Source organism: Peptoniphilus rachelemmaiella (genome assembly GCF_943169845.1).
Taxonomy (GTDB): domain Bacteria; phylum Bacillota; class Clostridia; order Tissierellales; family Peptoniphilaceae; genus Aedoeadaptatus; species Aedoeadaptatus rachelemmaiella.
On the sequence record NZ_CALPBW010000003.1, the window covers coordinates 50,161 to 71,010 of the forward strand.

Sequence of the window (20,850 nt, forward strand, 5' to 3'; positions counted from 1 at the left end):
CGGGATTTTCCGAGGGCTCTTTTTTATGCATTTTCCAAAATTTCCACGCCGGTGGTGGTAATGTGCAGGATTCGAATGTCCCAGGTGGCATCCAGGGGTTCGGATATTTTTTCCCAGTCCTTTTTTATGGCCTCCAGATCGGCGGATTTTTCCGAGACGAATAAGAGGGTAGGCCCGGCGCCGCTAATGAGGACGCGGCCATTGTGGCGCTCTTCCAACGTCTTCATCACGTCGTAGCCGGCGATAAGTTTGCTGCGGTAGGGCTCGTGAATTTTATCTTCCAAGCCGAAGAACAACGCCTCCGTGTCGGCGGTTTCCAAGCCGTGAATCAAAAAGCCCATGTGGCCGATGTTCGACACCGTATCGGCATAGGTCAGAGACTTGGGGAGCGCCGCCCGCGCCTTGGCCGTAGACAAATCGAAGTCCGGGAAGGCCGCAATGGTGGCGAAGTTGTCGATGTTGTTGATCTTTCTGTAGACCACGCCGTCGTCTGTAGGCAAACTGATGACGCAGCCGCCTAGAAGGGCCGGCGCCACATTGTCCGGATGGCCCTCGAAATCCGACGCCATTTTTAAAATTTCATCTTGGGTAAAGGGCGCGCCAAGCAATTCATTGGCTCCCACCATGCCGCCGACGATGCAAGTGGCGCTGCTGCCCAAGCCCCGGGCGATGGGAATGTCCGCATCGACCCGGTAGCTGAATTTTTCCATGGAGGCGTCTGCCTTGTCGAAGACCACTTTCGCCGCCTCATAGATCATGCTCTCTCTGTCGCAATCGCCGCCGTCGAGGGCAAAGGTAAAGGTGTTGTATAAATCCAAAGCCAAACCGATAACGTCGAAGCCCGGTCCCATATTGGCCGTCGTCGCCGGCACACGCAGTTTAATCATGAAATCCCTCCTTTACCACTTCTTTCATTTCATCCACCGTAATGCTTTCATTGAAGCGCACGGGCAAATCGAAGACCGACCTTAAAGGCCTCGGGCAAGGAACACCGGTAGCATCTTCGATTTTTTTCAGGAGATCCACATCCCCTTCCCCTTCGATGCCCAACGCATCCGCCACCGTGTCGGGGAATTTGTAGGGGCTCGCCGTGGCCATCACGAGAACATGGTTGGCGGAGCCGTGTTTCTTCGCTCCGTCGTAGGCTACCGCCGTGTGGGGATCCATGACATAGCCGAAGCGATCGAACACTTCCTTGATCCGCGCTTCCCCTTCCGCATCCGTGGACCAATAGCCTACGAGCTTCGAGCGGTTGATGACGTCCATGGGAATCTCGAAGCGGCCCGTGGCATTTAAGGATTCCATTTTCTCCCGCACTTTATAATCTTTCTTCAAAACCAAATGCAGGTAGCGCTCAATATTGCTCGCCACAAGAATATCCATGGAAGGCGAAGTGGTTTTAAAGAAGTCGCGGTTTCTGTCGTAGACGCCGGTGGTAATGAAATCCGTAAGCACGTGGTTTTTATTGGAAGCGCAGATAAACCGTCCCACAGGCATGCCCATTTCCTTGGCGTACATGGCGGCTAAAATATTGCCGAAATTGCCCGTAGGCACGCAAATGTCGATGGTATCGCCCATGGCAATGGTGTTTCTGCGCACCAATGCCAAATAGGAATACAAATAGTACACCACTTGGGGCACCAGGCGGCCGATATTAATGGAATTGGCCGAAGAAAATTCGATGTCCGCGCGTCGAGAAGCTTCCCTTAAGGCGTCGTCTCCGAAAATTTCTTTCACCGTGCGCTGGGCGTCGTCAAAATTGCCTTCGATGCCGTAGACGTAAACATTGCTCCCCCGCTGCGTGGACATTTGCCGCCGCTGCATGGTGCTCACGCCGTGAGCGGGATAAAAGACAAAGATGTCCGTGTTCTCAACATCTTGAAAACCGGCCAAGGCAGCCTTGCCCGTGTCGCCGCTGGTGGCCGTTAAGATCCGCACCTTTCTTCCCTCCGCCGATGCAGCCATAAGATAGGGAAGCATTTGCAGAGCGAAGTCTTTAAACGCCGCCGTGGGCCCGTGGAATAATTCCGCCACGGTGATGCCGTCCAGGTCGAAATAACCCACCGGTTCCGTCCCGGAAAAAGAACCGTAGGCTTTCTCTGTCCAATTTAGTAAATCGTTTTTAGAAAAATCTTCGAAAAATAAATGGAGCACTTCCGCCGCCAACGCTTCATAGGAATAGTCCATGTATTGTTTTAAGTCGATCTTCGGAATTTGATCCGCAACAAACAAGCCACCGTCATCGGCAGGACCCTTGAAAATTGCCTCTTTTGCCGTTACCACACGGCTTTTGTCTCGGGTAGAAAAAAATTGCATCGTCGTCTCCTTTTATGTCTTTTATCTTTTTAGTGTATCACAGTTTACGCTATTTTCGCCCCTCGATCAAGAGGCAAACGCTAACGAAAAAACCATTTCATAGGTTGATATTTTTCTAACTATTTACTATAATGGACGTACAACAATATAGGGAGGGTAGTATGTTTAAAATTTTAGAAAAGAAGAATCTGGCGCCCAATGTGTTTTTGCTACGCATTCACGCGCCGCGTGTCGCCGTTGCCGCTCAACCGGGACAATTCGTCATCGTTATCTCCGATGAACGCGCTGAACGCGTGCCGCTAACCATCGCCAATTACGATCGCGAAGAAGGCTGGGTTGACTTAGTTGTTCAAGCATCCGGTCCGTCGACAACGAAGCTGTCTCAAAAAGAAAAAGGTGATGAACTGAAAGACTTCGTCGGCCCCTTAGGCGTTCCTTCGGATTTCACCGAATTGAGCGACGAAGAATTAAAGAAAAAAAAGTACTTATTTGTCGGCGGCGGTATCGGCGCCGCACCGGTCTATCCGCAAGTCCGTTACCTGTCTGAACGCGGTATTCACTGCGACGTCATCATCGGCTTCAAAAACAAAGATGCCGTTATCTACGAAGAAGAATTCAAGAATCTGGACTGCACACTTTACGTTACCACCGACGACGGCTCCTATGGCTTCAACGGTATGGTTACGGCAAAAATCGACGATCTCATCGAAAACGAAGGCAAATCCTACGATACATGTGTCGCCATCGGCCCCATGATCATGATGAAGTTTGTTTGCCTCACCACGAAGAAATACGATCTGCACACCATCGTTTCCTTAAACCCGATTATGGTCGACGGAACCGGTATGTGTGGCGCTTGCCGCGTCAATATCGACGGCGAAACGAAGTTCGCCTGCGTCCACGGACCGGAATTTGACGGCCACAAGGTGGACTTCGACTTGGCTATGAAGCGTCAAAGACAATACATGAACGTGGAAAAGACAAAGGGTCAACAAGTCTGGAGGAATGCGTAATGGATCGCTTTACTAGAGTGCCCGTACGGGAACAAGATCCCAATAAACGGAACAAGAATTTCGAAGAAGTTTGCTACGGCTACAATCACGAGGAAGCTGTCCAAGAAGCGAAACGTTGCTTAAACTGTAAAAATCCCCAATGTGTAAAGGGCTGCCCGGTTTCCGTCAACATTCCCGCTTTCGTCCACGAAATCGCCGAAGACAATGCCAAAGGCGCTGCCATGGAGCTTTCCAAACACACGGCACTGCCTGCCGTTTGCGGTCGCGTCTGCCCCCAAGAAAGCCAATGCGAAAAATACTGCGTCTTAGCGAATAAAGGCGATGCCGTCAGTATCGGTAAGTTGGAACGCTACGCTGCCGACTACGCTCGTGAAAATCACATTCAAACCATTCAACCCGAACCGTCCAACGGCCACAAAGTTGCCGTCGTCGGCGCAGGCCCCGCAGGCATTACCGTTGCCGGCGAACTTTTGAAAAAAGGTTACGACGTTACGGTTTTCGAATCCTTACAACAACCCGGCGGCGTTTTGGTTTACGGTATTCCGCAATTCCGTTTGCCCGACACCGTCGTCGCCAGCGAAGTGGAAAAATTAAAAGACTTGGGCGTTAAATTTGAAACCAACACCATCATCGGTCGCACCATGTCCTTAGAAGCCATTCGCGACGAAGGCTATGAAGCCATCTTCTTAGGTACCGGCGCCGGTCTTCCCCGCTTTATGGACATCCCCGGCGAAAACTACAACGGCGTCTTCAGTGCCAATGAGTTCTTAACGCGTACCAACCTCATGCACGCTTACGAAGCCGGCTACGACACGCCCATTATCGCCGGTCGCAAAACCGCTGTTATCGGCGGCGGCAACGTGGCCATGGACGCTGCCCGCGTGGCAAAGCGTTTAGGCGCCGATGTAACCATCGTTTACCGTCGTACGGAAGCCGAGCTCCCCGCCCGTGCCGAAGAAGTTCACCACGCCAAGGAAGAAGGCATTAAGTTCCATCTTCTCACCTCCCCCGTTGAAATCCACGCCGATGACGACGGTTGGGTTACGAGCATGACCCTTCGCCCCATGGAACTCGGCGAACCCGATGAATCGGGACGTCGTCGCCCCGTTCCCAAGGTAGGCGAAGACTTTGATGTGGAAGTGGATACGGTTATTATGGCTTTGGGTACCAACCCGAACCCCTTGATTACCGGCACCAACCCGGACATCGAAACCAACAAAAAACAAGGCATCATTATTTCCGAAGTCGGCCAAAGCTCTGTTGAAGACGTCTTTGCCGGCGGCGACGCCGTTACCGGTGCCGCAACGGTTATCCTGGCCATGGGCGCAGGTAAACAAGCTGCCGAAGGGATCGATGAATACATCAAGAACAAAAACAAATAAGATTTCCCTTAGAAATCCAATGAAAGAAGCAGCCGCATCGTCGGCTGCTTTTTTTGTTTCAGGTTAATTGCCGGGACCGCCCTATTCGTGGTGGTGGCCGCAGCAATCGTCGTGATGATGGTCGTGGCCGCAACAGTCCTCATGATGGTGTTCATGATCGTGGCTGCAACAATCGTCATGATGATGATGATGATCGTGGCCGCAACAGTCTCCATGGTCATGGTCGTAGTCGCAGCAATGATCCTCTTCATCTCTTTCGTAATAGGCGGCCAATTCGTGGATTTTTTTGTGAATGGCCTCGTCTTTTAATATGGCGTCGAGGTTAATGTAGATTTCCATGGCGAAGTCCACATTGCCTTCTTCCTCCGCTTTTTCGGCGACACGCTTTAAAATTTCCACTCGATCCGGATCCAAGGTGCCTTGAATGTTGCGCTCTTTCAGGTAATTTAAGAAATCTTCCTTCGATGCCGGCGTGGGATTGCCGAAACGCTGACCGATCATCAGGAGATTCCCTTCGGCGGCGTCGTTGTCCGGATCGTAATCCTTGGCGATCATGCTCATGGCAAGGGCCAAGGCCGGTCTGTTTTCCTTAAAGAGGAAATAGCCCTCGTTGGAGAAACACTGGGAGAAATCCGATGCGAGATAGGCCGATTCAAAGGCCTGTTGATTGTAGGCCTTCGCCCTTTCCATATCCCCTTCCTGGCGAGCCACCTTCGAAAGGGTCAGGTAATTGGCCGTGGACATAGGGTTCACCGCCAAGGCTTTTTCCAAATACCTGCGGGCGCCATCGTAGTCCTTTAATTCCGCCGCCACGCCGCCGCGAAGGGTGAGCCACATATCCACCTCGGGCCCTAAAATGGGCAGGCGATCGCCGTCTCGTTCCACGCGGCAAATCACTTCTTCCACCATGGACTGGAAGGAATAGAATTTTTCGCCGCTGTCCAAGGCTTCGAGGGCCGTTCTTAAAAAATCCACCTCTTCTACCATGCGGTCGATAAATTCCTTGGCCCCTTCCATGTCTTCGTCCAATGTTTTGGCGAAAACCGCGTCTAATAGGGTATAAAACTTATCGATGCCGGCGCCGTCTTGTTTGAGGCTGCGGTAGTCGCCGCCTTCTGTGCGGTGCTCGGCCATAAGCTGTTGTCCGTAAGTTAAAAGCTTTTGGGCCAGTTCCCCTTCCCCTGCAAGGGAAAGCTTTTGTATTTCGTCGTAGATGGCATTTAAATCCTCTACATAATCGCCTGTCAGGCTGTTTATAAAATCATTGTATTGTTGTTCCATTGATACCTCCACCTATAGTATACCAAAGCTCGAAAGGAGTTGTTATGGCCAGTCTCGTTACCCATTATTTTTTTGCACAGCGCCTCTTGCCCATCTTGCCCGAAAAGGCACAAAAAATCATCGCCGCCTACCCCGATCACTACGCCCTGGGCGCTCAAGGGCCGGATATTTTCTTTTACTACCTGCTCTCGAAGAAACATAAAATCGGCGGACAAATTCACGGCAAGCCTCTCATGGATTTCATCGCAAAAAACGGTGATTGGATCCGCAAGGGGCCCGTCCCCTCCCCCACTTGGGCCTACTTTTTCGGTTTCCTCACCCATTTTTCTCTGGACATGACGGTTCATCCCTACATCGATCGGGTGGAGGAGAAAATTTCCATCGACCACGTCACCTTGGAGCGGGACTTCGACCGGGTGATTTTAGAAGAAGAGGGCTACGATCCCACGACCTTTCTCTGCCGAGATCTCCTGCCTGCCCCCGCCACTGTAGCGGAAGCCGTCGCCCCCCTTTACGCAGCCTACACCATCAATGGCCACGACGTCCGCCGGGCCCTGGCCTCTTTTCGCATGGGCCAGCAATTTTTCCACGTGGACGATTTAAAAGCCTACGATGGCAAACACAGGCTCCTAAGGGCATTGGGCGTGGACGATTCCTTCGGCGGCATGCTTTTAAATCCCAATGGCTACGAGGATTCCGTCTACGTCACCAATCCCGTGATGAAAGAGCTCATGATGCTGGCCTACCCCATTGCCGGAAAAGCCGTAGCGGCCTTCACGGAGGGCGGCGAGTATCCGACCTTTTTCCAATTAAATTTCAACGGACAGTAAAAAAGGCCTCATCCTTCGATGAGGTCTTACAACATTCTTCTCAAGACGATAAAACACAAGAGGGCGCCGATAAGCAAATGGCCGGTCACCAGGCCCCAGGCCTTCTTCTTTACGAGATCCGCAAGTTCCATAAGCCAGAAGATAGCATACAGGCCCAGGCTGATGAAAACCGCCGGCAGGGAAATGCGGCTAATCCACACAAAGAGGGGATCCGGATAGGCACTTTTTGTAAGGATCATTAAAAGAAAGCCCCCAAAGCCCACCATGGCAAAAACGAGGGCCGCCTTTTTCACAATGGATTTAAGCTTGTTCATGGTGAAATACCTCTTTTACATGGTCGATAAAATCATAGGCCGATGCCACGAGCAAAATGGAGCAGAGAATCCGAACCCAAATTTTATCCGATTCACTTAATACGTTTGAAAAAATAAAAAAGCGGCTGACGTCGTAGAATAAGAGTAAATATCGTTTCATAAACTTATTTTACAACGGCCAAAAAAATATGTAAAGGCATCCTTTCTGGGTGACCCCATAAAATGGACTTAATCGAGCAAGCATTTCGCTTGCTCGATCTTGTTTTACATAACATTCGTTCTATGCGGATTTCATTGTTTACCTCCCACCCCAGGTTTTTAAGATTGTTTTAGGTTAGTTCAACCGCAGGCCCTTTTTCATGGATGCAGTGCCTAAATAACTTCGTTGCGATGAAGAATATAGTAGTCTTCAAGATTCGCTTGGACGGGACGGGCGCCTTCCAAGGTACTGCCTGTGTAGCGAATTTTTAAATACTCCCCTTCATAACGCATCCGAATAATTTGAATCTTTTTTTCATAAGCCGCCAATTCCGTAAATGGAAGCATCGTCTCAAACACAAGGCCCTCCATTTTTTTGATTAACTTATCCGACGTGGTTTTGGCCCTGATTTTTCCGTCGTTTAAAATAATAATGTTTTTTGTAATGGCTTCAATGTCGGAAATAATATGGGTTGAAAAAAGAATGATCTTGTCTTTGGACATATTGGACAAAATATTTGAAAATCGAATGCGTTCGCCGGGATCCAAACCGGCCGTCGGTTCATCTAAAATTAGGATTTTCGGATCGTTGAGTAAGGCTTGAGCGATGCCGACTCGCCGCTTCATTCCACCGGAAAAAGTCGATACTTTTTTGTCTTTCACATCCTGAAGGTTTACAAAAGCGAGAACCCGGGGGATTTTTTCCTTCAATTCCCTTTTACTTAATCCCTTTAATGCGCCCATATAGGTTAGAAACTCACCGGCCGTAAAGCCGGGAAAGACCGCAAATTCCTGGGGCATGTAACCTAAAAGACCACGATACTTCCCCTTCAACTGAGAAATGTCCTCTCCCTCGTAGAGGATATGGCCCCTCGTCGGCGTATCTACGCCGACCAATAACCGCATCAAGGTAGACTTACCGGCGCCGTTGTCCCCTAAAAGCCCATAAATTCCGGAATCCAGTTCCATGTTCACATCCGAAAGAGCTTCTTTCTTTCCAAATTTTTTGCTTAAGCTTTCAATTTTTAACATAATCAGCGCTCCTTATGCTTCACCAAACGACTTCCTTTTTCCCAACCACAACCCGATCCATAAGAGCGCCCCGTAAACCATTGGGATGATCAGTGAAAGCAAATAACAACCTTCAAGCCCCGGAGAAGATACGCGAGCGCAAAGGCCTTCAATATTTATTAAAGCCAATGGAGAGAGGAAGAAGAATTTCCCGGTAACGGGAGACGTCCACAGGGATTGAAGCAAGAAATGAATGGACACATAGGCCAGAACGAGGGAAAAGGTGACCTTGACGTCTTTGATTCGATCGCCTAAAAAAAGAAAAAGAAAGACAAGGCAAAAGGTCAATGCGAGGCCGTTTAAAAATTTATAGATATAATACTGAAGATAGGTCACCTGAATAGGAAAGAGGAAAAATTCTCTTGAATTTTGAATGAAAAGGTCTCGGCCGTCGCTTCCGTAAATAAACAAAACCAAAAGAGAAAACAGAGCCACGCCGCCCACATAGGTGAAGACGCCAATTTCCAAACCGTTGATCAGCCGAGCCTGAAAGAGTTTTTTCTTCCCGTAAAGGGTGGCTTCCACCATGTCCTTCGTTTTGAACCGCTCGTCTTCTTTCATTACCGGAACGAGGAGAAAAAGCAAGGACAAGGCGACGGCGTAAAAAATCTTATCGGAGTTACGGAGGAGAACTTTCCAACCTTCACAATAGCCGATAAGGAGCCGGTCCATTGGCTTTGCTCCTTGAGCTTGGCCTGCCTTTTTTATCAGATTCATTCGATACTCGAAAAAGCCTTGTGCTCGGGGTTTTTTTCCCCGGAGAAGAGCGTCATTTACACTCTCCACCGGCAAAAACTCGTCGATATCAATATCCTCTTTGATCAAATTTTCTTGAGGCAAGTCGTACTTTGCAATTAAATCCTCCACTTTTGTATCGTCGTACCAGGTCTCCTCCATCAGATAGCGGTATTCCGTACCGTCAGAAATTTCCACGTGCAAGCTCTCTTGAAGATACCTCATCTGTTCCGCCTTGATAAGGCAGATCGACGAAAGCAACAAAAACAGACAGAGGGCCGGAAGGTAGGGGAAGGGAAGCATTCTTTTTCTATTGACTTCCAGTAAAAACTTCATTTGCCCTCTCCTCCTTTTAAGTAATAGCGGTTCATTATCGGCATGGCCAAAATTCGGCTACTCGCAATGTAAATCAAAGACAGAAAACAGGCCATCGCCGTAAAGGGATAGACGTGGTTTTGAAGGACAAAAAGCTTGGATGCGGAGAAATCACCTCGCACAAAGTTTTGCGGCGTAAAGTAGGCCAGAGTATTCGCCCAAGGCTGCGGCGAATCCGCCCACTTCTCAAGCCAAACAAAGGCGAGCACCAAGACGAGCAGGGAGACTTTCGACTTGCGAAAGACCAGGGAGAATAAGAGAATGATATTGACCACCACGAGAACGGCGGCAAAACCGGATAAGGCTTCCAGAAAATACCCTTGCCAAGTAGTGAGGTTGAAAATCGCCGGTCCGGCATAAAATTCGATGGAGGCATCGGCTCCGTGAAGGGAATAAATCATCCCGTGGTAGAGAAGTAAAAAAAACAAATAAGCGAGGTACGCGAGTCCTGCAAATAATTCTGCCGCCCTTACCTTGGCTAAGTAGAGGGAAAGGCGCCCATTCTTCGCGTGCACATCCATTTCAGTAAATCCCTGCGCTTCGTCGGCCGACGTTAAGGAAGACAAGGCGAGGGCCAAGTAGATTAAAAAAATATTAAAAGTCATGTGCAGGGCATCGCCCATGTAACGCCAGCCTTCGTTGTAAGCATAGTAAAGGGGCGTTTTCACTTCTCCGGCTTGGCGAAGAATGATTTCAACCTCCGACCGGTCGTAGGACCGATACGAGGTGTGAGTCCATGAACCAATGGCCTTTAAGCGATCTTGGTAAAAATTTTCAATCCCTTGGTCGCTCATATGAATTGAAAAGTCCTGGATTTCAATCTCTTTCGGAAAATTCAAACTTTGCGCGAGCCACTGGAAGGGATAAATCAGCTTCAAGCCCAACTCTTTTTCTTCCGTTCGTGCGCCTTCCACAAAGTCTTTTTCTTTGCTTTCGTTGTAAAGGGTCTGGACCTTTTTCATTTGCTCTTCGGTTAAAAGGCCGTCGTATTTAATCCCTTCTTCTTTCATCAATTTCCAATAGGAAAGGCCGGAGCCAAACTTTCCTCCCTCTAATACCATGTCCAGGGATTGGCTATAGGGAAGAATCTTGGCCACACAAATCAACAAAAACAGGCACGCAATCAGGGCATTGTTCTTGGTCGCTATTTTTTTTAATTCCAGTTTTACGACAGCAAACATCGACTTCTCCCCCTTTTTACTAACACTGGCCGTCCTGTTACTGCTCTTCAAAAGAATTTTTTTCGTTTTTTGCCCTTATTGAACCGCCTTTTTCAAGTCGTAGTAAGACCCGGCAAAGACCACCTTCCATTCCTTCTCGCCATGAGGCTTGGCTAGGAGAAGTTCGTCATAGGACCCGTCCAGCCGCCTGGCTTCATAGACAAAGAGTTCGTCATTCTTAAGACCTTGAATCGGTCCTTTTCGCGCTTCCGCAGGGATGGTGCCAATCATCTCATCAATTCGGTAATCCACCGTCGGCATAAAGACCAACTCTGCGTCATTATCGTTCTCGTGTCCCTCTTCCCTCGGTGGATAGATGTCCGGTTTTGATTTAATATAATTCGATACCGCTTGATCCAACTCGGCAAATAATTTCGGGTCTCTTTCATCCCTCCTCGGCCCGAGGACGATGTCGCCGCCTCTGGTCACCGAGCCGATACGACCTTCTTCGAGCCAATCCTTTCTGTTCTTCGCCCGTTGCTTGGCAATCTTTTTGTCCGCAGCAATGTCTTGCGGGCTTCTCTCATCGGGACCGTCCTGTGTTTTACCTTGGCTATCTTCACTTTTCCTTTGGTCCTGCACCATGGAATAGGTGGATTCTTTTTTTAGATACAGCGCCGAGGCCAGAACGACTAAAACCACAAAAATTCCTAAAACCACTTTTTTCTTGTTCATCATCTTCCATCTCCTTTTCTATTGATTATAGGCAATTTACACCTCGGTCACAGTTAACTTTTGTCCGAACTTTTCACAAAAAAAGAAGAAGGCTTGTGGCGCTTCTTCTTAAAAGGGATCGATATAGCCGATTTCTCTGGCTTTTTGTACCATTTCTTGGTAATTCTTTACGTTCAACTTGCCGTAAATGCGATTTAATAAAACGGCTAGGGAAGAGGTGGACATATAGGCTTCTTTTGCGACTTCTTTTCGTGATTTTCCCGAGGCATAGAGGCGGAGAATTTTTAATTCGTTTTCCGTGAGCTTTTCCTGAAGATGTTTCTTAGAAGAAAAATACCTTTTGTTCTCCAGGCAAACCCCTCGTATCTTCGCTAAAAGACTTTGGGTCGATTCTTCTTTCGAAATAAACCCCATACAGCCCATATCCTTGGCCTTTTCCCGGTAAAAATCAAGATTATAGCCCGATAAAATCAACACTTTCACACCGTAATCCCGTATCAACGCTTCGCTTAACTTCAGACCGTTTTCTCCCTTCGCCAAGCCGTCCAGATTAATGTCTATAAGTAGAAGATCGTAGGTCTCTTCTTGTAATTTGTCTTTTATGTCCTTCATTTTCTCCGGAATATCCACACGGATGTCCCCGCCGGATTCTAAATCCATCTTCAGACATTGGGCCAGCATTTTATGATCTTCGATTAACATAATCTTCATAGATCCGCTCCTTCTTAATCGGTACATTCACATAAAAGGCCAGGTACTTTTCCTCCCCTTCTCGGCCCTCTTCTACCTGAAATATTCCGTCCAACCGTTTGGTTTCGAAATCCAACAATCTCAAGCCGGTTCCCCGCCCCGCACCGTCCTCCAAGTAATCGCCGTAATTTGTCATGGACAAACGAATCTCATTTTGTTTTTTCTCCAAATGAATTTCCACGTAATCGCCCTTTCCGTGTTTAAAAAGATTGCTCACCAACTCGTAAAGGGTTTTATACAGAAAGCGGTCGTAAGGACCGGGCACGAAAAAGTCCTCGGAACAAGTAAAGTCGATTAGTATGCCTCGATTTTGATACTTGTCTTCTAAATCCTTAATAAGGCCGTAGTAATTGTTGCTTAAGCTTACCTTGGGACTAAAGATTGGGTCATAGGCATTCAATTCTTGACGAATTTTTTTAATGTTGTTCGAGAGAATTTCCAGAACTTGCTCCCTCTCGGAAAAAGACGGGGCCTTTTGAACCAGCTTCTGTACGAGAATAATGTCCTGCAAAATCATATCGTGAAGAAAGCGAGTGTTTTTCTCGGAATAGAGGCGCGAATACTTATCCAACAGGAGATTTTCCTTTCCCCTGTTCAAGAGATTGTCTATCTCTTCCCGGCTCAAGTCGCGGTAATTGAAGTAATTGGAGACCATGACGAAAAACGCGCTCAAGTAAAGGGAGAGAAAGAAGATTTCGGTAAATTTCCTTGGAAAACCATTGACGATAAAAAGGATGAGAAAAAGCACAGAGCAAAACTTCGCCCACTCTTTAAAAGACGGGACAAAGGCTTTGAGGGATAAACGACACGCTTTTGTAAGCAAATAGATTAAGATGGCGGCTAAGACGGCCATCATATAAAATTCCTCGTAATTCTCAAAATAATTCCATAGGGAAGAGAGATAGAAACTTCCCCATAAATACAAGACCAAAAAGACCGCAGTTGACATCATAATCCGGTAACTGTAAAGGCCCCGCCCCTGTATTTCTTTCTTTTTGACCAGGATAAAAAGAAGGGGAAACAAACAAAAAATTAAGTAGACCCCCATGTATAGAAAGTTGACCTCCAGAGAAGAAAAGGTCGATAAAAGATAGATCGCTAAAAAAGCGAGGAGGGTCAAAAGACGAAAAGGACCGAAGTGAAAATTTCCTTCTAAGACGATATCCATATAGGAAAAAATCAGCTGAAGAACAAAAAAGTAACGAAGAAGAATGTCATTGACCAGATACGCGACGATGAAATCTTCCGAGATAAAATAAAGGGGAATCAAAAGTAGGGTAGTGCAAACCCGATAGACGTAATTTTTTTCTCTCTCCTCCAGCAGAATGAAATAAGAGATAAAATTTGTGAGCGTAAAAAGACCGGTTAAAGCGGCGATATGAAAACTGCCGCCACCTTTTTTTACGGCAACTAAATAAAACCAATAAAGGGCCAGCTGGGTTAGGCTATGGCTCCAAAGCAAGATCGGTTTTTTATACGGCAAAAATCGATTCACGGCTTCCTCCTCACGTCCATTAGTCTCTATTTTAATCATACTGAATTGAAAAGGAATTTTCACCTAACTTTTGTCCGAACATCATTGGAGCCGTCTTCCGATGTTTGATGATTGATCTAAAGTTAAAGTGGATTCCTCGCCTTTCGGCAAAGAATTTGCTCTTGCTCAACGCAAAAACACGCCACAAACTAAAGTGACCCCCAAAGATTGGATTTCTTGGTCCAACTTTTGGGGGTCAGTGCAACCCTTTCGGATGCCTTTTTTGATTTATTCTTTGTTTGCTTTTTCGATAATTTCTTCCGCCAGTTGTGCGGGTACGTCTTCGTAGCGAACGAATTCCATGGTGAAGGAACCGCGGCCTTGGGTCATGGCCCGAAGGTCGATGGCGTATTCATACATTTCCGCTTGCGGTGCTTCGGCCATAATTAATTGACCGCCGCCGGGTTGTTGGTCCATCCCGAGGATTCTGCCGCGGCGCTTGTTCATATCGCCCATGACATCGCCCATGTATTCGTCGGGCACGGCCACTTCAACGGCCATAATGGGCTCTAAGAGCACAGGTTTCGCTTCGGCAATCCCCTTCTTAAAGGCGATGGATGCCGCCATTTTAAAGCTGACTTCGTTGGAGTCCACGTCGTGGTAGCTGCCGTCGTAGAGCACGGCCTTGACGCCGGTAACGGGGAAGCCGGCGAGGACGCCTTTTTCCATGGATTCTTCCAAGCCTTTTTCAACGGCGGGGAAGTAGTTTCTCGGCACGCTGCCGCCGAAGACTTCTTCGTCGAAGACAAAGCCTTCGTCGGTGGGTTCGAAGCGAATCCATACGTCGCCGTATTGGCCGGCGCCGCCGGATTGTTTCTTGTGTTTCCCTTGAACCGATGCAGTGCCGCGAATGGTTTCTCTATAGGGCACGATAAAGGGCACTTTCTTCACTTCCACGCCAAAGGTGTTCTTTAATTTGTCTAAGATGACGTCCAAGTGAACATTGCCTTGGCCGCCGATGGTCATTTGTTTCGTTTCGGCGTTGCGATTGATCACGATGCCCGGGTCTTCGTCTTGAAGCTTTCGAAGGGACAGGGTGAGTTTTTCTTCGTCGTTTTTCGATGCCGCTTCAATGGCATAGAAGTAAACCGGTTGCGGCATTTTTACGCGCTTGTAAACCACTTTGTGGGCCTTGTCGCAAAGGGTGTCGCCGGTTTTGGTGACGGTGAGCTTCGAAATAGCGCCGATGTCGCCGGCGTGGATCACATCCACGGGGACTTGTTCCTTGCCGCGAATTACAAAGGGGCCGGTGTTCTTTTCATCTGCATCTTGGGAGCTGTTGTAGAGAGCCGTGTCCTTGGTCATGGTGCCGCTCAAGACTTTGTAGATGGAAATTTTACCAACATAGGGGTCGGTAATGGTCTTAAATACAACGGCGGAGAAAGCTTCGTCGTCGGAAATGGTGTGTTCTTCGCCGGATTCGTAGCGGAAGCCGGTGTGGGCACGCTCGTCGTCGGGTGCGGGCATGTAGTTGACGATGGTGTTTAATAAAATATCGATACCGATGCCTTTTTCCGCACTGCCTACCAAAAGGGGCACGGCGTCACCGTTAATGAGGGCGGCGGTAACTCCGCGGAGCAATTCGTCGCGAGTGAATTTTTCGCCGCTGAAGTATTTGTCCATGAGGACTTCGTCGCTTTCGGCGACCACTTCGGCGATTTCTTCGTACATACGCTCCGTGGCTTTCACTTGATCGTGATTTAATTCCACTTCTTCCGGGGCGGCGTTTTTATATTCAAAGCCTTTTTGGAAAATAACGTCGGTGACGCCGACAAAGCTGTCGCCTTCGCCGATGGGGACGGAGAAGGGGATAACTTTCTTACCGAAGAGGCTTTCGATTTGTTCCATTAAGGCGCGGAAATTAACGTTTTCTCCGTCGATCTTGTTCACGAAAATAATACGCGGCAAGCCGATTTCTTCCGTATATTTCCACATTCTTTCCGAACCCACTTGGACACCGGCGGTGGCGTCGATAATCATCAATGCCGCTTCGGCCGCTCTCAAGGCGCCCATGGCTTCGCTGATAAAGTCCATGTAGCCGGGCGTGTCGATAATATTTAATTTCATCTTTCGCCATTCGATAGGAATAATGCTGGTGCCGATGGACGTTCCCCGTTCTTTTTCTTCTTTAGAGAAGTCCGACATGGTATTTTTTTGATCCACGTGTCCGATTTGTTTCGTGGCACCGGATTGGTACAAGAGCGCTTCGGTTAAATTGGTCTTGCCCGATCCGCTGTGCCCGACAAGGGCCAAGTTACGAACTTCTTTCGTGTTATATGCTTTCATTCAATTATTCCTCCTATCGTGCGATTTCCTTACGGAAACGTTTTTATGGTTACAATTATATCATAGCCCGATGAGATTTGCATTCATCCTCCCCTCTTCTTGTCATAATTTATAGTCGCGGCCGCCCTCGGCGCTGTTTTTGCGCCACGAAAAAAACGAGCCGAAGCTCGTTTCTCTCTTTATTCTTTTCGCAACAGGGCGCGAATTTGGCTTCCCGTCCATCCGAAGGCGCCGCCGGAGTGGATGAAGAGGATGTTTTTATCCGCCTCCCAACGGCCTTTTAAAATTTCCGAAACAAGGCCGTACATGGCTTTGCCCGTGTAGACGGGATCCAAAATAATCCCCGTTTGGGAGACGAAGTCCCAAATAAATTCCAGCTCTTCCGGCCGGCTTAATGCGTAGCCTCGGCCCACGTAGTCGTCGATAACCGTGGCCTCGGCGGAAATGCTCGTGCCCTTTAATTCGTTCATCTCACCCACGATGCGGGGAAGCAATTTTTCCTCGATGACAAAGGCCGGTGCGGCGACAGAAATGCCGACAATGTCTTTTTTCGACTCCCTGAGGGCGTTGGCGTAGGCGAGGCCTGCAAGCATGCCGGCGCTGCCTGCGACGCAAGCCACCACATCAAAGGTGATGCCCATGTCTTTTTCCCGGGCGAGGATTTCGTCGAAGCAGTCCACATAGCCGAAGCTTCCCAGGCCGTTAGAGCCGCCCATGGGAATAATCAAGGTCTTCTTTCCTTCTCCGTCCAGTTCTTCTTTCCACGCCGCCATGATCCCGCGGTGATTGGCGTCGTAGGCTTCTTGGCTGATAAAGCGCACCTCGGCGCCGGCCAGGCGATCCAAAAAGAGATTCCCTTCATCGGGGGCATCGTCCGGCCCCACTAAAAGCAAGTGGCACCCAAAGCCCAAGCGGGCGCAGACCATGGCCGTGGCTCGGGCGTGGTTGCTTCCCACGGCGCCGGTGGTAATAATATCCGTGGCGCCCTCGTCCAGGGCCTGTTGAAACAGGTATTCCAACTTCCGAATTTTATTGCCCGTCACCGAGACGCCGGTCATGTCGTCCCGCTTAATAAATAAATTTGCCGGCAGGTCCGCATCCATGAGTTGTATCGATTCGATACGCGTCGGCGTATTGGCTAAAGATAATTTTTTCATTGAACACCTCAATAAGACAATCCATCTTCTGCATCGGCCCGTCGGAGCACCTGCCAGGTGCCCTTCTCGTAGGTGCAGATGCCCAGGCCCACGGGAGCGGCAATGGGCCGGGACCAGAAATCCTTCACCGCCACTCCTTCCATGACGTGGTAGAGGGCCCGTATGCTCACGCCGTGGCCGACAATGAGCACGTGGTCGTAATCCGACGTTTCAAGCCTCATGAGAAAGGCTGAAAGCTTCTCGTAGAGATCGTAGAAATCCATTAGGCCTTCGCGGTGATAAACATCCGGCGCCTTTAAATAAACTTGGGCCAGAGGATCTTTTAATATATCTTTAAAAAGCATGCCTTCCCAAGGGCCCAAGGGCAATTCCCGCAGGGCCTCTTCTTCTATAATGGGCACGGCGCGGGATTTCAGCAAGCCTTCGGCCGTTTTCCTCGCCCGCATGAGATCCGAAGTGTAGCAGCAATCGAAGGGAATCGAAGCAAGACATGCCGCCATGGCGTCGATGGCCGCCTCCCCCTCCCGGGTAATGGGCGAATCCATTTGTCCCTGAATGCGATCTTCTCTGTTCCACTCAGTTTCCGCGTGGCGCAGAAGATAAAGCTTCATGGTTTAGATGCGTGTAAGAACAAAGGCGATGGTGCCGTCGTTTAAATCGGTCTTTTCCGCATCCACGGATTTCAGTTCCATGGCATCGGCCAAAGTTTCTTCCATGATTTGTTCTTTCGCCTCTTCCAAAGCGGCCTTTACATCGCCTTCGGCGTCGTATGCGATGGCAATGTGGTCGGTGACTTCGTAGTCGTTGGCCTTCCGTTGTTTTTGAACCTTGGAGACAAATTCGCGGACATAGCCTTCGGCGATTAATTCTTCGGTGAGTTCCGTATCCAGGATCACGAAGAGATTGTCTTCCATGCAGACGTCGAAGCCTTCTTTCGAGGAAATGTCTACGAGCACGTCGTCAAGGCTGACTTCCGTGTCTTCGCCGTTTAAGTTCATGGTGACGCTGCCCTTCTTCAGCTCGTCGTAAAGGGCTTTGGCGTCGCTTTGTGCCAATTGTTTTTGGAAATCTTTGATCTTAGGACCGAACTTTCTGCCCACTTCTTGGAAATTGGGCTTTAAGCTGTAGGTCATATACTCGGTTAAGTCGTCGGAGAAGACCAGCTCTTTTACATTGAGCTCTTCTTTAATTAAATCGGTGAGATCGCCGATGATGGGTTTTAAATCCCCGTCGACCAAGACTTCGCCCAAGGGTTGACGCACTTTGATCTTGGCGTTTTCGCGACCGGCGCGGCCCAAGGTCACCAATTGACGGACGATGGCCATTTTTTCTTCCAGCTTTTCGTCGATGGCCATCTCATCCACCGTGGGATAGTCCGTTAAGTGGACGCTTTCGCCGCCGTCTAAGGTTTGGTAAAACTCTTCGGCGATAAAGGGCGCGAAGGGGGCGATCATTTTCGCAAGGCCGAGGAGCACGTCGTAGGTCGTTTTAAAGACTGCATCCCTCGAGGGGGTGTCCGCTTCGTCCCAGAAGCGCCGTCTGTTTCTGCGGATGTACCAGTTGGACAAATCTTCCGCCACGAAATCTTGAATGTCGCGAACCACTTTCGTCACTTCGTGAATTTCCATGTTTTCCAGCACGGATTTCAGGAGGCTGTTGTATTTGGAAAGCATCCAGCGGTCGATTTCGTCGTAGGTGACGTCTTTGATTTCTCTGGGATCCACGCCGTTAATGTTGGCGTACATGGTGAAGAAATTGTGCGTGTTTCTCAGGGAGCGGAAGAATTTCCCGTTCACTTCCCGAAGGCCGTCTTCGTCGAATTTCGTCGGCGTCCACGGCGGAGAAACGTACATGAGGTACCAGCGCACGGCATCGGCGCCGTATTTTTCGAAGAGCTCCGTAGGCGATACGGTATTGCCCCTAGATTTACTCATCTTCTTGCCGTCTTTATCCAAGATCAGGTCGTTGACCAAAACGCTCTTGTAGGGCGCTTTTCCGGTCATGTAGGTGGAGATGGCCAAAAGGGAGTAGAACCAACCGCGGGTTTGGTCGATGCCTTCACTGATGAAGTTGGCGGGGAAGAGTTTGTCGAAATCTTCCTTGTGTTCAAAGGGATAGTGCCATTGAGCGAAAGGCATGGCCCCGGAGTCGAACCAGCAGTCGATAACATCCGTTTCCCTTTCCATGACGCCGCCACATTCGCATCTCAGGTGCACGTCGTCGACATAGGGTCGGTGCAGCTCGATGGTTTCGTCGATGTCTTCGATGGATTCTTCCACCAATTGCTTAATGCTTCCGATGCTGCGAAGCTTGCCGCAATCCGGGCAGCGCCAGATCGGGAAGGGGGTGCCCCAGTATCTGGACCGGGAGATGGCCCAGTCGTTTAAGTTTTCAAGCCAGTTACCGAAGCGCTTTTCGCCGACAAAATCCGGATACCAGTTGACGCCTTCATTGTTTTTCACCAATTGATCCTTCATCTTGGTCACTTCAATGTACCAGGAGGGGTGAGCGTAATAGATTAAGGGCGTCTTGCAGCGCCAGCAGTGGGGATAGTTGTGGACGATGGTTTCTTTGCTGAAGACTTTGTCTTGCATCTTCAGGTAGTCGATGATTTCTTCGTTGACGCTGTGAACGAATTGGCCCTTCCACTGGGTTTCGGTAAAGTTCCCGTCGTCGTCAACGGGTTTCACGAAGGCCAGGTCGTTTCTGCGGCCCGTTTGATAGTCGTCCTCCCCGAAGGCCGGTGCCGTATGCACGATGCCGGTACCGTCTTCCGTGGTGACGTAATCGGCGAGGACGACGACAAAGGCGTTGCCGTCCACGTGAATTTGATCGATGAGTTGTTCGTAGCGGCGACCCTCTAAATCCTTGCCCTTGACCACTTCGATGACTTCGTATTCATCTTTCAGCACCTTGTCCATAAGATTTTTCGCCAGGTAGTAAACATTCCCGTCGCCGTATTTCACCTTGGCGTAATCCACATCCGGGTGTACGGCCAGTGCCACATTGGAGGGCACGGTCCAGGGCGTGGTGGTCCATGCCAGGTAGTAGGCATCTTCATCCACGGCCTTGAATTTCATGGTAATGGTGGGCGTCTTGTCTTCTTGATAGCCTTGGGCTACTTCGTGGGAGGCGAGGCCGGTGCCGCAGCGGGGGCAGTAGGGCAGGATCTTGTGGCCTTCGTAGATGAGGCCGTCGTTAAACATTTTATCTAAAATGTGCCAGACACTTTCGATGTAGCTGTTGTTCAGGGTGATGTAGGGGTCGTCCAAATCGACCAAATAACCCATGCGGGCGGTCATCTTCCGCCACAGGCCTTCGTATTCGAAAACCGATTCGCGGCACTTTTTGTTAAACTTTTCGATGCCGTATTTTTCGATGTCTTGTTTGTTGTGAAGGTCCAGCTTCTTTTCCACTTCAATTTCTACAGGCAGGCCGTGGGTATCCCAACCGGCTTTGCGGTTGACCCGATAGCCCTGCATGGTTTTGTAGCGGCAAGTCAAGTCCTTTAAGGTTCTCGCCATGACGTGGTGAATACCGGGTTTGCCGTTGGCTGTCGGCGGCCCTTCGTAGAAAATAAAATCGTCGTTTCCTTCTCGAATTTCGACGGATCGTTTCAACAGATCCATGTCTTGCCAGAAGTCGACGATGCGCTTTTCACGCACGTCAGCGATGTCTTGGGACAGTGTTTTAAACTTTGCCATAATTCTCTC

Annotated in this window: 18 protein-coding genes; 3 read left to right on the forward strand and 15 right to left on the reverse strand. The window is 49.3% G+C overall.

The genetic code is table 11. The features are described 5' to 3' along the window. Positions 1–23: 23 nt before the first annotated feature. Together thrB and thrC are read right to left on the reverse strand one after the other, a co-directional pair. Positions 24–887, reverse strand: a complete 864-nt coding sequence (gene thrB / locus KO087_RS01855; RefSeq protein ID WP_215507131.1) for a homoserine kinase — start codon at positions 885–887, stop codon at positions 24–26. Beyond that, positions 880–2,316, reverse strand: coding sequence for a threonine synthase (gene thrC, locus KO087_RS01860; RefSeq protein ID WP_215507132.1), 1,437 nt, complete (start codon positions 2,314–2,316; stop codon positions 880–882). The genes thrB and thrC overlap by 8 nt, the downstream gene beginning before the upstream one ends. A 161-nt stretch (positions 2,317–2,477) precedes the next feature. Between thrC and KO087_RS09550 the strand changes: the two genes are divergently transcribed. Together KO087_RS09550 and gltA are read left to right on the forward strand one after the other, a co-directional pair. Further along, positions 2,478–3,329 (forward strand): sulfide/dihydroorotate dehydrogenase-like FAD/NAD-binding protein, encoded by an 852-nt coding sequence (locus KO087_RS09550; RefSeq protein ID WP_340413209.1) that lies wholly within the window; start codon positions 2,478–2,480, stop codon positions 3,327–3,329. After that, positions 3,329–4,711 carry an NADPH-dependent glutamate synthase gene (gene gltA, locus KO087_RS09555; protein ID WP_349665970.1) on the forward strand — a complete coding sequence of 461 codons (1,383 nt, stop codon included), beginning with the start codon at positions 3,329–3,331 and terminating at the stop codon, positions 4,709–4,711. Before KO087_RS09550 ends, gltA begins: the two co-directional genes overlap by 1 nt. 81 nt (positions 4,712–4,792) lie before the next feature. Here the strand turns inward: gltA and KO087_RS01870 are convergent, their stop codons facing one another. Beyond that, a complete protein-coding gene (locus KO087_RS01870; RefSeq protein ID WP_215507134.1) occupies positions 4,793–5,992 on the reverse strand; it encodes a hypothetical protein in 1,200 nt (399 codons plus the stop codon). Positions 5,993–6,036: 44 nt separating this feature from the next. Between KO087_RS01870 and KO087_RS01875 the strand changes: the two genes are divergently transcribed. Beyond that, positions 6,037–6,822, forward strand: a complete 786-nt coding sequence (locus tag KO087_RS01875; RefSeq protein ID WP_215507136.1) for a zinc dependent phospholipase C family protein — start codon at positions 6,037–6,039, stop codon at positions 6,820–6,822. Between the two features lie 26 nt (positions 6,823–6,848). Here KO087_RS01875 and KO087_RS01880 read toward each other — a convergent pair whose 3' ends face one another. The 12 genes from KO087_RS01880 to ileS form a co-directional block, all read right to left on the reverse strand. Further along, positions 6,849–7,136, reverse strand: coding sequence for a hypothetical protein (locus KO087_RS01880; protein ID WP_215507138.1), 288 nt, complete (start codon positions 7,134–7,136; stop codon positions 6,849–6,851). Next, complete coding sequence (locus KO087_RS01885; RefSeq protein WP_215507140.1) at positions 7,123–7,296, reverse strand: hypothetical protein; 174 nt, start codon at positions 7,294–7,296, stop codon at positions 7,123–7,125. The genes KO087_RS01880 and KO087_RS01885 overlap by 14 nt, the downstream gene beginning before the upstream one ends. A gap of 212 nt (positions 7,297–7,508) precedes the next feature. Next, entirely contained in the window at positions 7,509–8,366 is an 858-nt protein-coding gene (locus KO087_RS01890) for an ABC transporter ATP-binding protein (RefSeq protein WP_215507142.1), read from the reverse strand. Positions 8,367–8,378: 12 nt separating this feature from the next. Further along, complete coding sequence (locus KO087_RS01895; protein WP_215507144.1) at positions 8,379–9,476, reverse strand: hypothetical protein; 1,098 nt, start codon at positions 9,474–9,476, stop codon at positions 8,379–8,381. Beyond that, positions 9,473–10,696, reverse strand: coding sequence for a hypothetical protein (locus KO087_RS01900; RefSeq protein ID WP_215507146.1), 1,224 nt, complete (start codon positions 10,694–10,696; stop codon positions 9,473–9,475). Before KO087_RS01900 ends, KO087_RS01895 begins: the two co-directional genes overlap by 4 nt. A 75-nt stretch (positions 10,697–10,771) precedes the next feature. Then, positions 10,772–11,413, reverse strand: coding sequence for a hypothetical protein (locus KO087_RS01905; protein ID WP_215507148.1), 642 nt, complete (start codon positions 11,411–11,413; stop codon positions 10,772–10,774). A gap of 105 nt (positions 11,414–11,518) precedes the next feature. Next, entirely contained in the window at positions 11,519–12,121 is a 603-nt protein-coding gene (locus KO087_RS01910; RefSeq protein ID WP_215507150.1) for a response regulator transcription factor, read from the reverse strand. Further along, entirely contained in the window at positions 12,093–13,655 is a 1,563-nt protein-coding gene (locus KO087_RS01915; protein WP_215507152.1) for a sensor histidine kinase, read from the reverse strand. The genes KO087_RS01910 and KO087_RS01915 overlap by 29 nt, the downstream gene beginning before the upstream one ends. A gap of 267 nt (positions 13,656–13,922) precedes the next feature. Continuing rightward, the gene (gene fusA / locus KO087_RS01920; RefSeq protein WP_215507154.1) at positions 13,923–15,980 is read right to left on the reverse strand and encodes an elongation factor G; all 2,058 of its coding nucleotides are present in this window, start codon (positions 15,978–15,980) and stop codon (positions 13,923–13,925) included. Positions 15,981–16,159: 179 nt separating this feature from the next. Next, positions 16,160–17,137, reverse strand: a complete 978-nt coding sequence (locus tag KO087_RS01925; RefSeq protein WP_215507156.1) for a 1-aminocyclopropane-1-carboxylate deaminase/D-cysteine desulfhydrase — start codon at positions 17,135–17,137, stop codon at positions 16,160–16,162. An 8-nt stretch (positions 17,138–17,145) separates the two neighbouring features. Further along, entirely contained in the window at positions 17,146–17,748 is a 603-nt protein-coding gene (locus KO087_RS01930) for a histidine phosphatase family protein (RefSeq protein WP_215507158.1), read from the reverse strand. A gap of 3 nt (positions 17,749–17,751) precedes the next feature. Beyond that, positions 17,752–20,841: an isoleucine--tRNA ligase gene (gene ileS / locus KO087_RS01935; RefSeq protein WP_215507160.1), complete on the reverse strand. Its 3,090-nt coding sequence runs from the start codon at positions 20,839–20,841 to the stop codon at positions 17,752–17,754. Positions 20,842–20,850: the final 9 nt, after the last annotated feature.

What these genes read in the sequence shown, in the direction of transcription:
- KO087_RS01910 (WP_215507150.1), bottom strand. Translation starts at nt 12,121, where the DNA reads ATGAAGATTATGTTAATCGAAGATCATAAAATGCTGGCCCAATGTCTG.
- KO087_RS01890 (WP_215507142.1), bottom strand. Translation starts at nt 8,366, where the DNA reads ATGTTAAAAATTGAAAGCTTAAGCAAAAAATTTGGAAAGAAAGAAGCT.
- KO087_RS01900 (WP_215507146.1), bottom strand. Translation starts at nt 10,696, where the DNA reads ATGTTTGCTGTCGTAAAACTGGAATTAAAAAAAATAGCGACCAAGAAC.
- KO087_RS01880 (WP_215507138.1), bottom strand. Translation starts at nt 7,136, where the DNA reads ATGAACAAGCTTAAATCCATTGTGAAAAAGGCGGCCCTCGTTTTTGCC.
- thrB (WP_215507131.1), bottom strand. Translation starts at nt 887, where the DNA reads ATGATTAAACTGCGTGTGCCGGCGACGACGGCCAATATGGGACCGGGC.
- KO087_RS01930 (WP_215507158.1), bottom strand. Translation starts at nt 17,748, where the DNA reads ATGAAGCTTTATCTTCTGCGCCACGCGGAAACTGAGTGGAACAGAGAA.
- KO087_RS01870 (WP_215507134.1), bottom strand. Translation starts at nt 5,992, where the DNA reads ATGGAACAACAATACAATGATTTTATAAACAGCCTGACAGGCGATTAT.
- KO087_RS01885 (WP_215507140.1), bottom strand. Translation starts at nt 7,296, where the DNA reads ATGAAACGATATTTACTCTTATTCTACGACGTCAGCCGCTTTTTTATT.
- thrC (WP_215507132.1), bottom strand. Translation starts at nt 2,316, where the DNA reads ATGCAATTTTTTTCTACCCGAGACAAAAGCCGTGTGGTAACGGCAAAA.
- gltA (WP_349665970.1), top strand. Translation starts at nt 3,329, where the DNA reads ATGGATCGCTTTACTAGAGTGCCCGTACGGGAACAAGATCCCAATAAA.
- fusA (WP_215507154.1), bottom strand. Translation starts at nt 15,980, where the DNA reads ATGAAAGCATATAACACGAAAGAAGTTCGTAACTTGGCCCTTGTCGGG.
- KO087_RS09550 (WP_340413209.1), top strand. Translation starts at nt 2,478, where the DNA reads ATGTTTAAAATTTTAGAAAAGAAGAATCTGGCGCCCAATGTGTTTTTG.
- ileS (WP_215507160.1), bottom strand. Translation starts at nt 20,841, where the DNA reads ATGGCAAAGTTTAAAACACTGTCCCAAGACATCGCTGACGTGCGTGAA.
- KO087_RS01925 (WP_215507156.1), bottom strand. Translation starts at nt 17,137, where the DNA reads ATGAAAAAATTATCTTTAGCCAATACGCCGACGCGTATCGAATCGATA.
- KO087_RS01895 (WP_215507144.1), bottom strand. Translation starts at nt 9,476, where the DNA reads ATGAAGTTTTTACTGGAAGTCAATAGAAAAAGAATGCTTCCCTTCCCC.
- KO087_RS01875 (WP_215507136.1), top strand. Translation starts at nt 6,037, where the DNA reads ATGGCCAGTCTCGTTACCCATTATTTTTTTGCACAGCGCCTCTTGCCC.
- KO087_RS01905 (WP_215507148.1), bottom strand. Translation starts at nt 11,413, where the DNA reads ATGATGAACAAGAAAAAAGTGGTTTTAGGAATTTTTGTGGTTTTAGTC.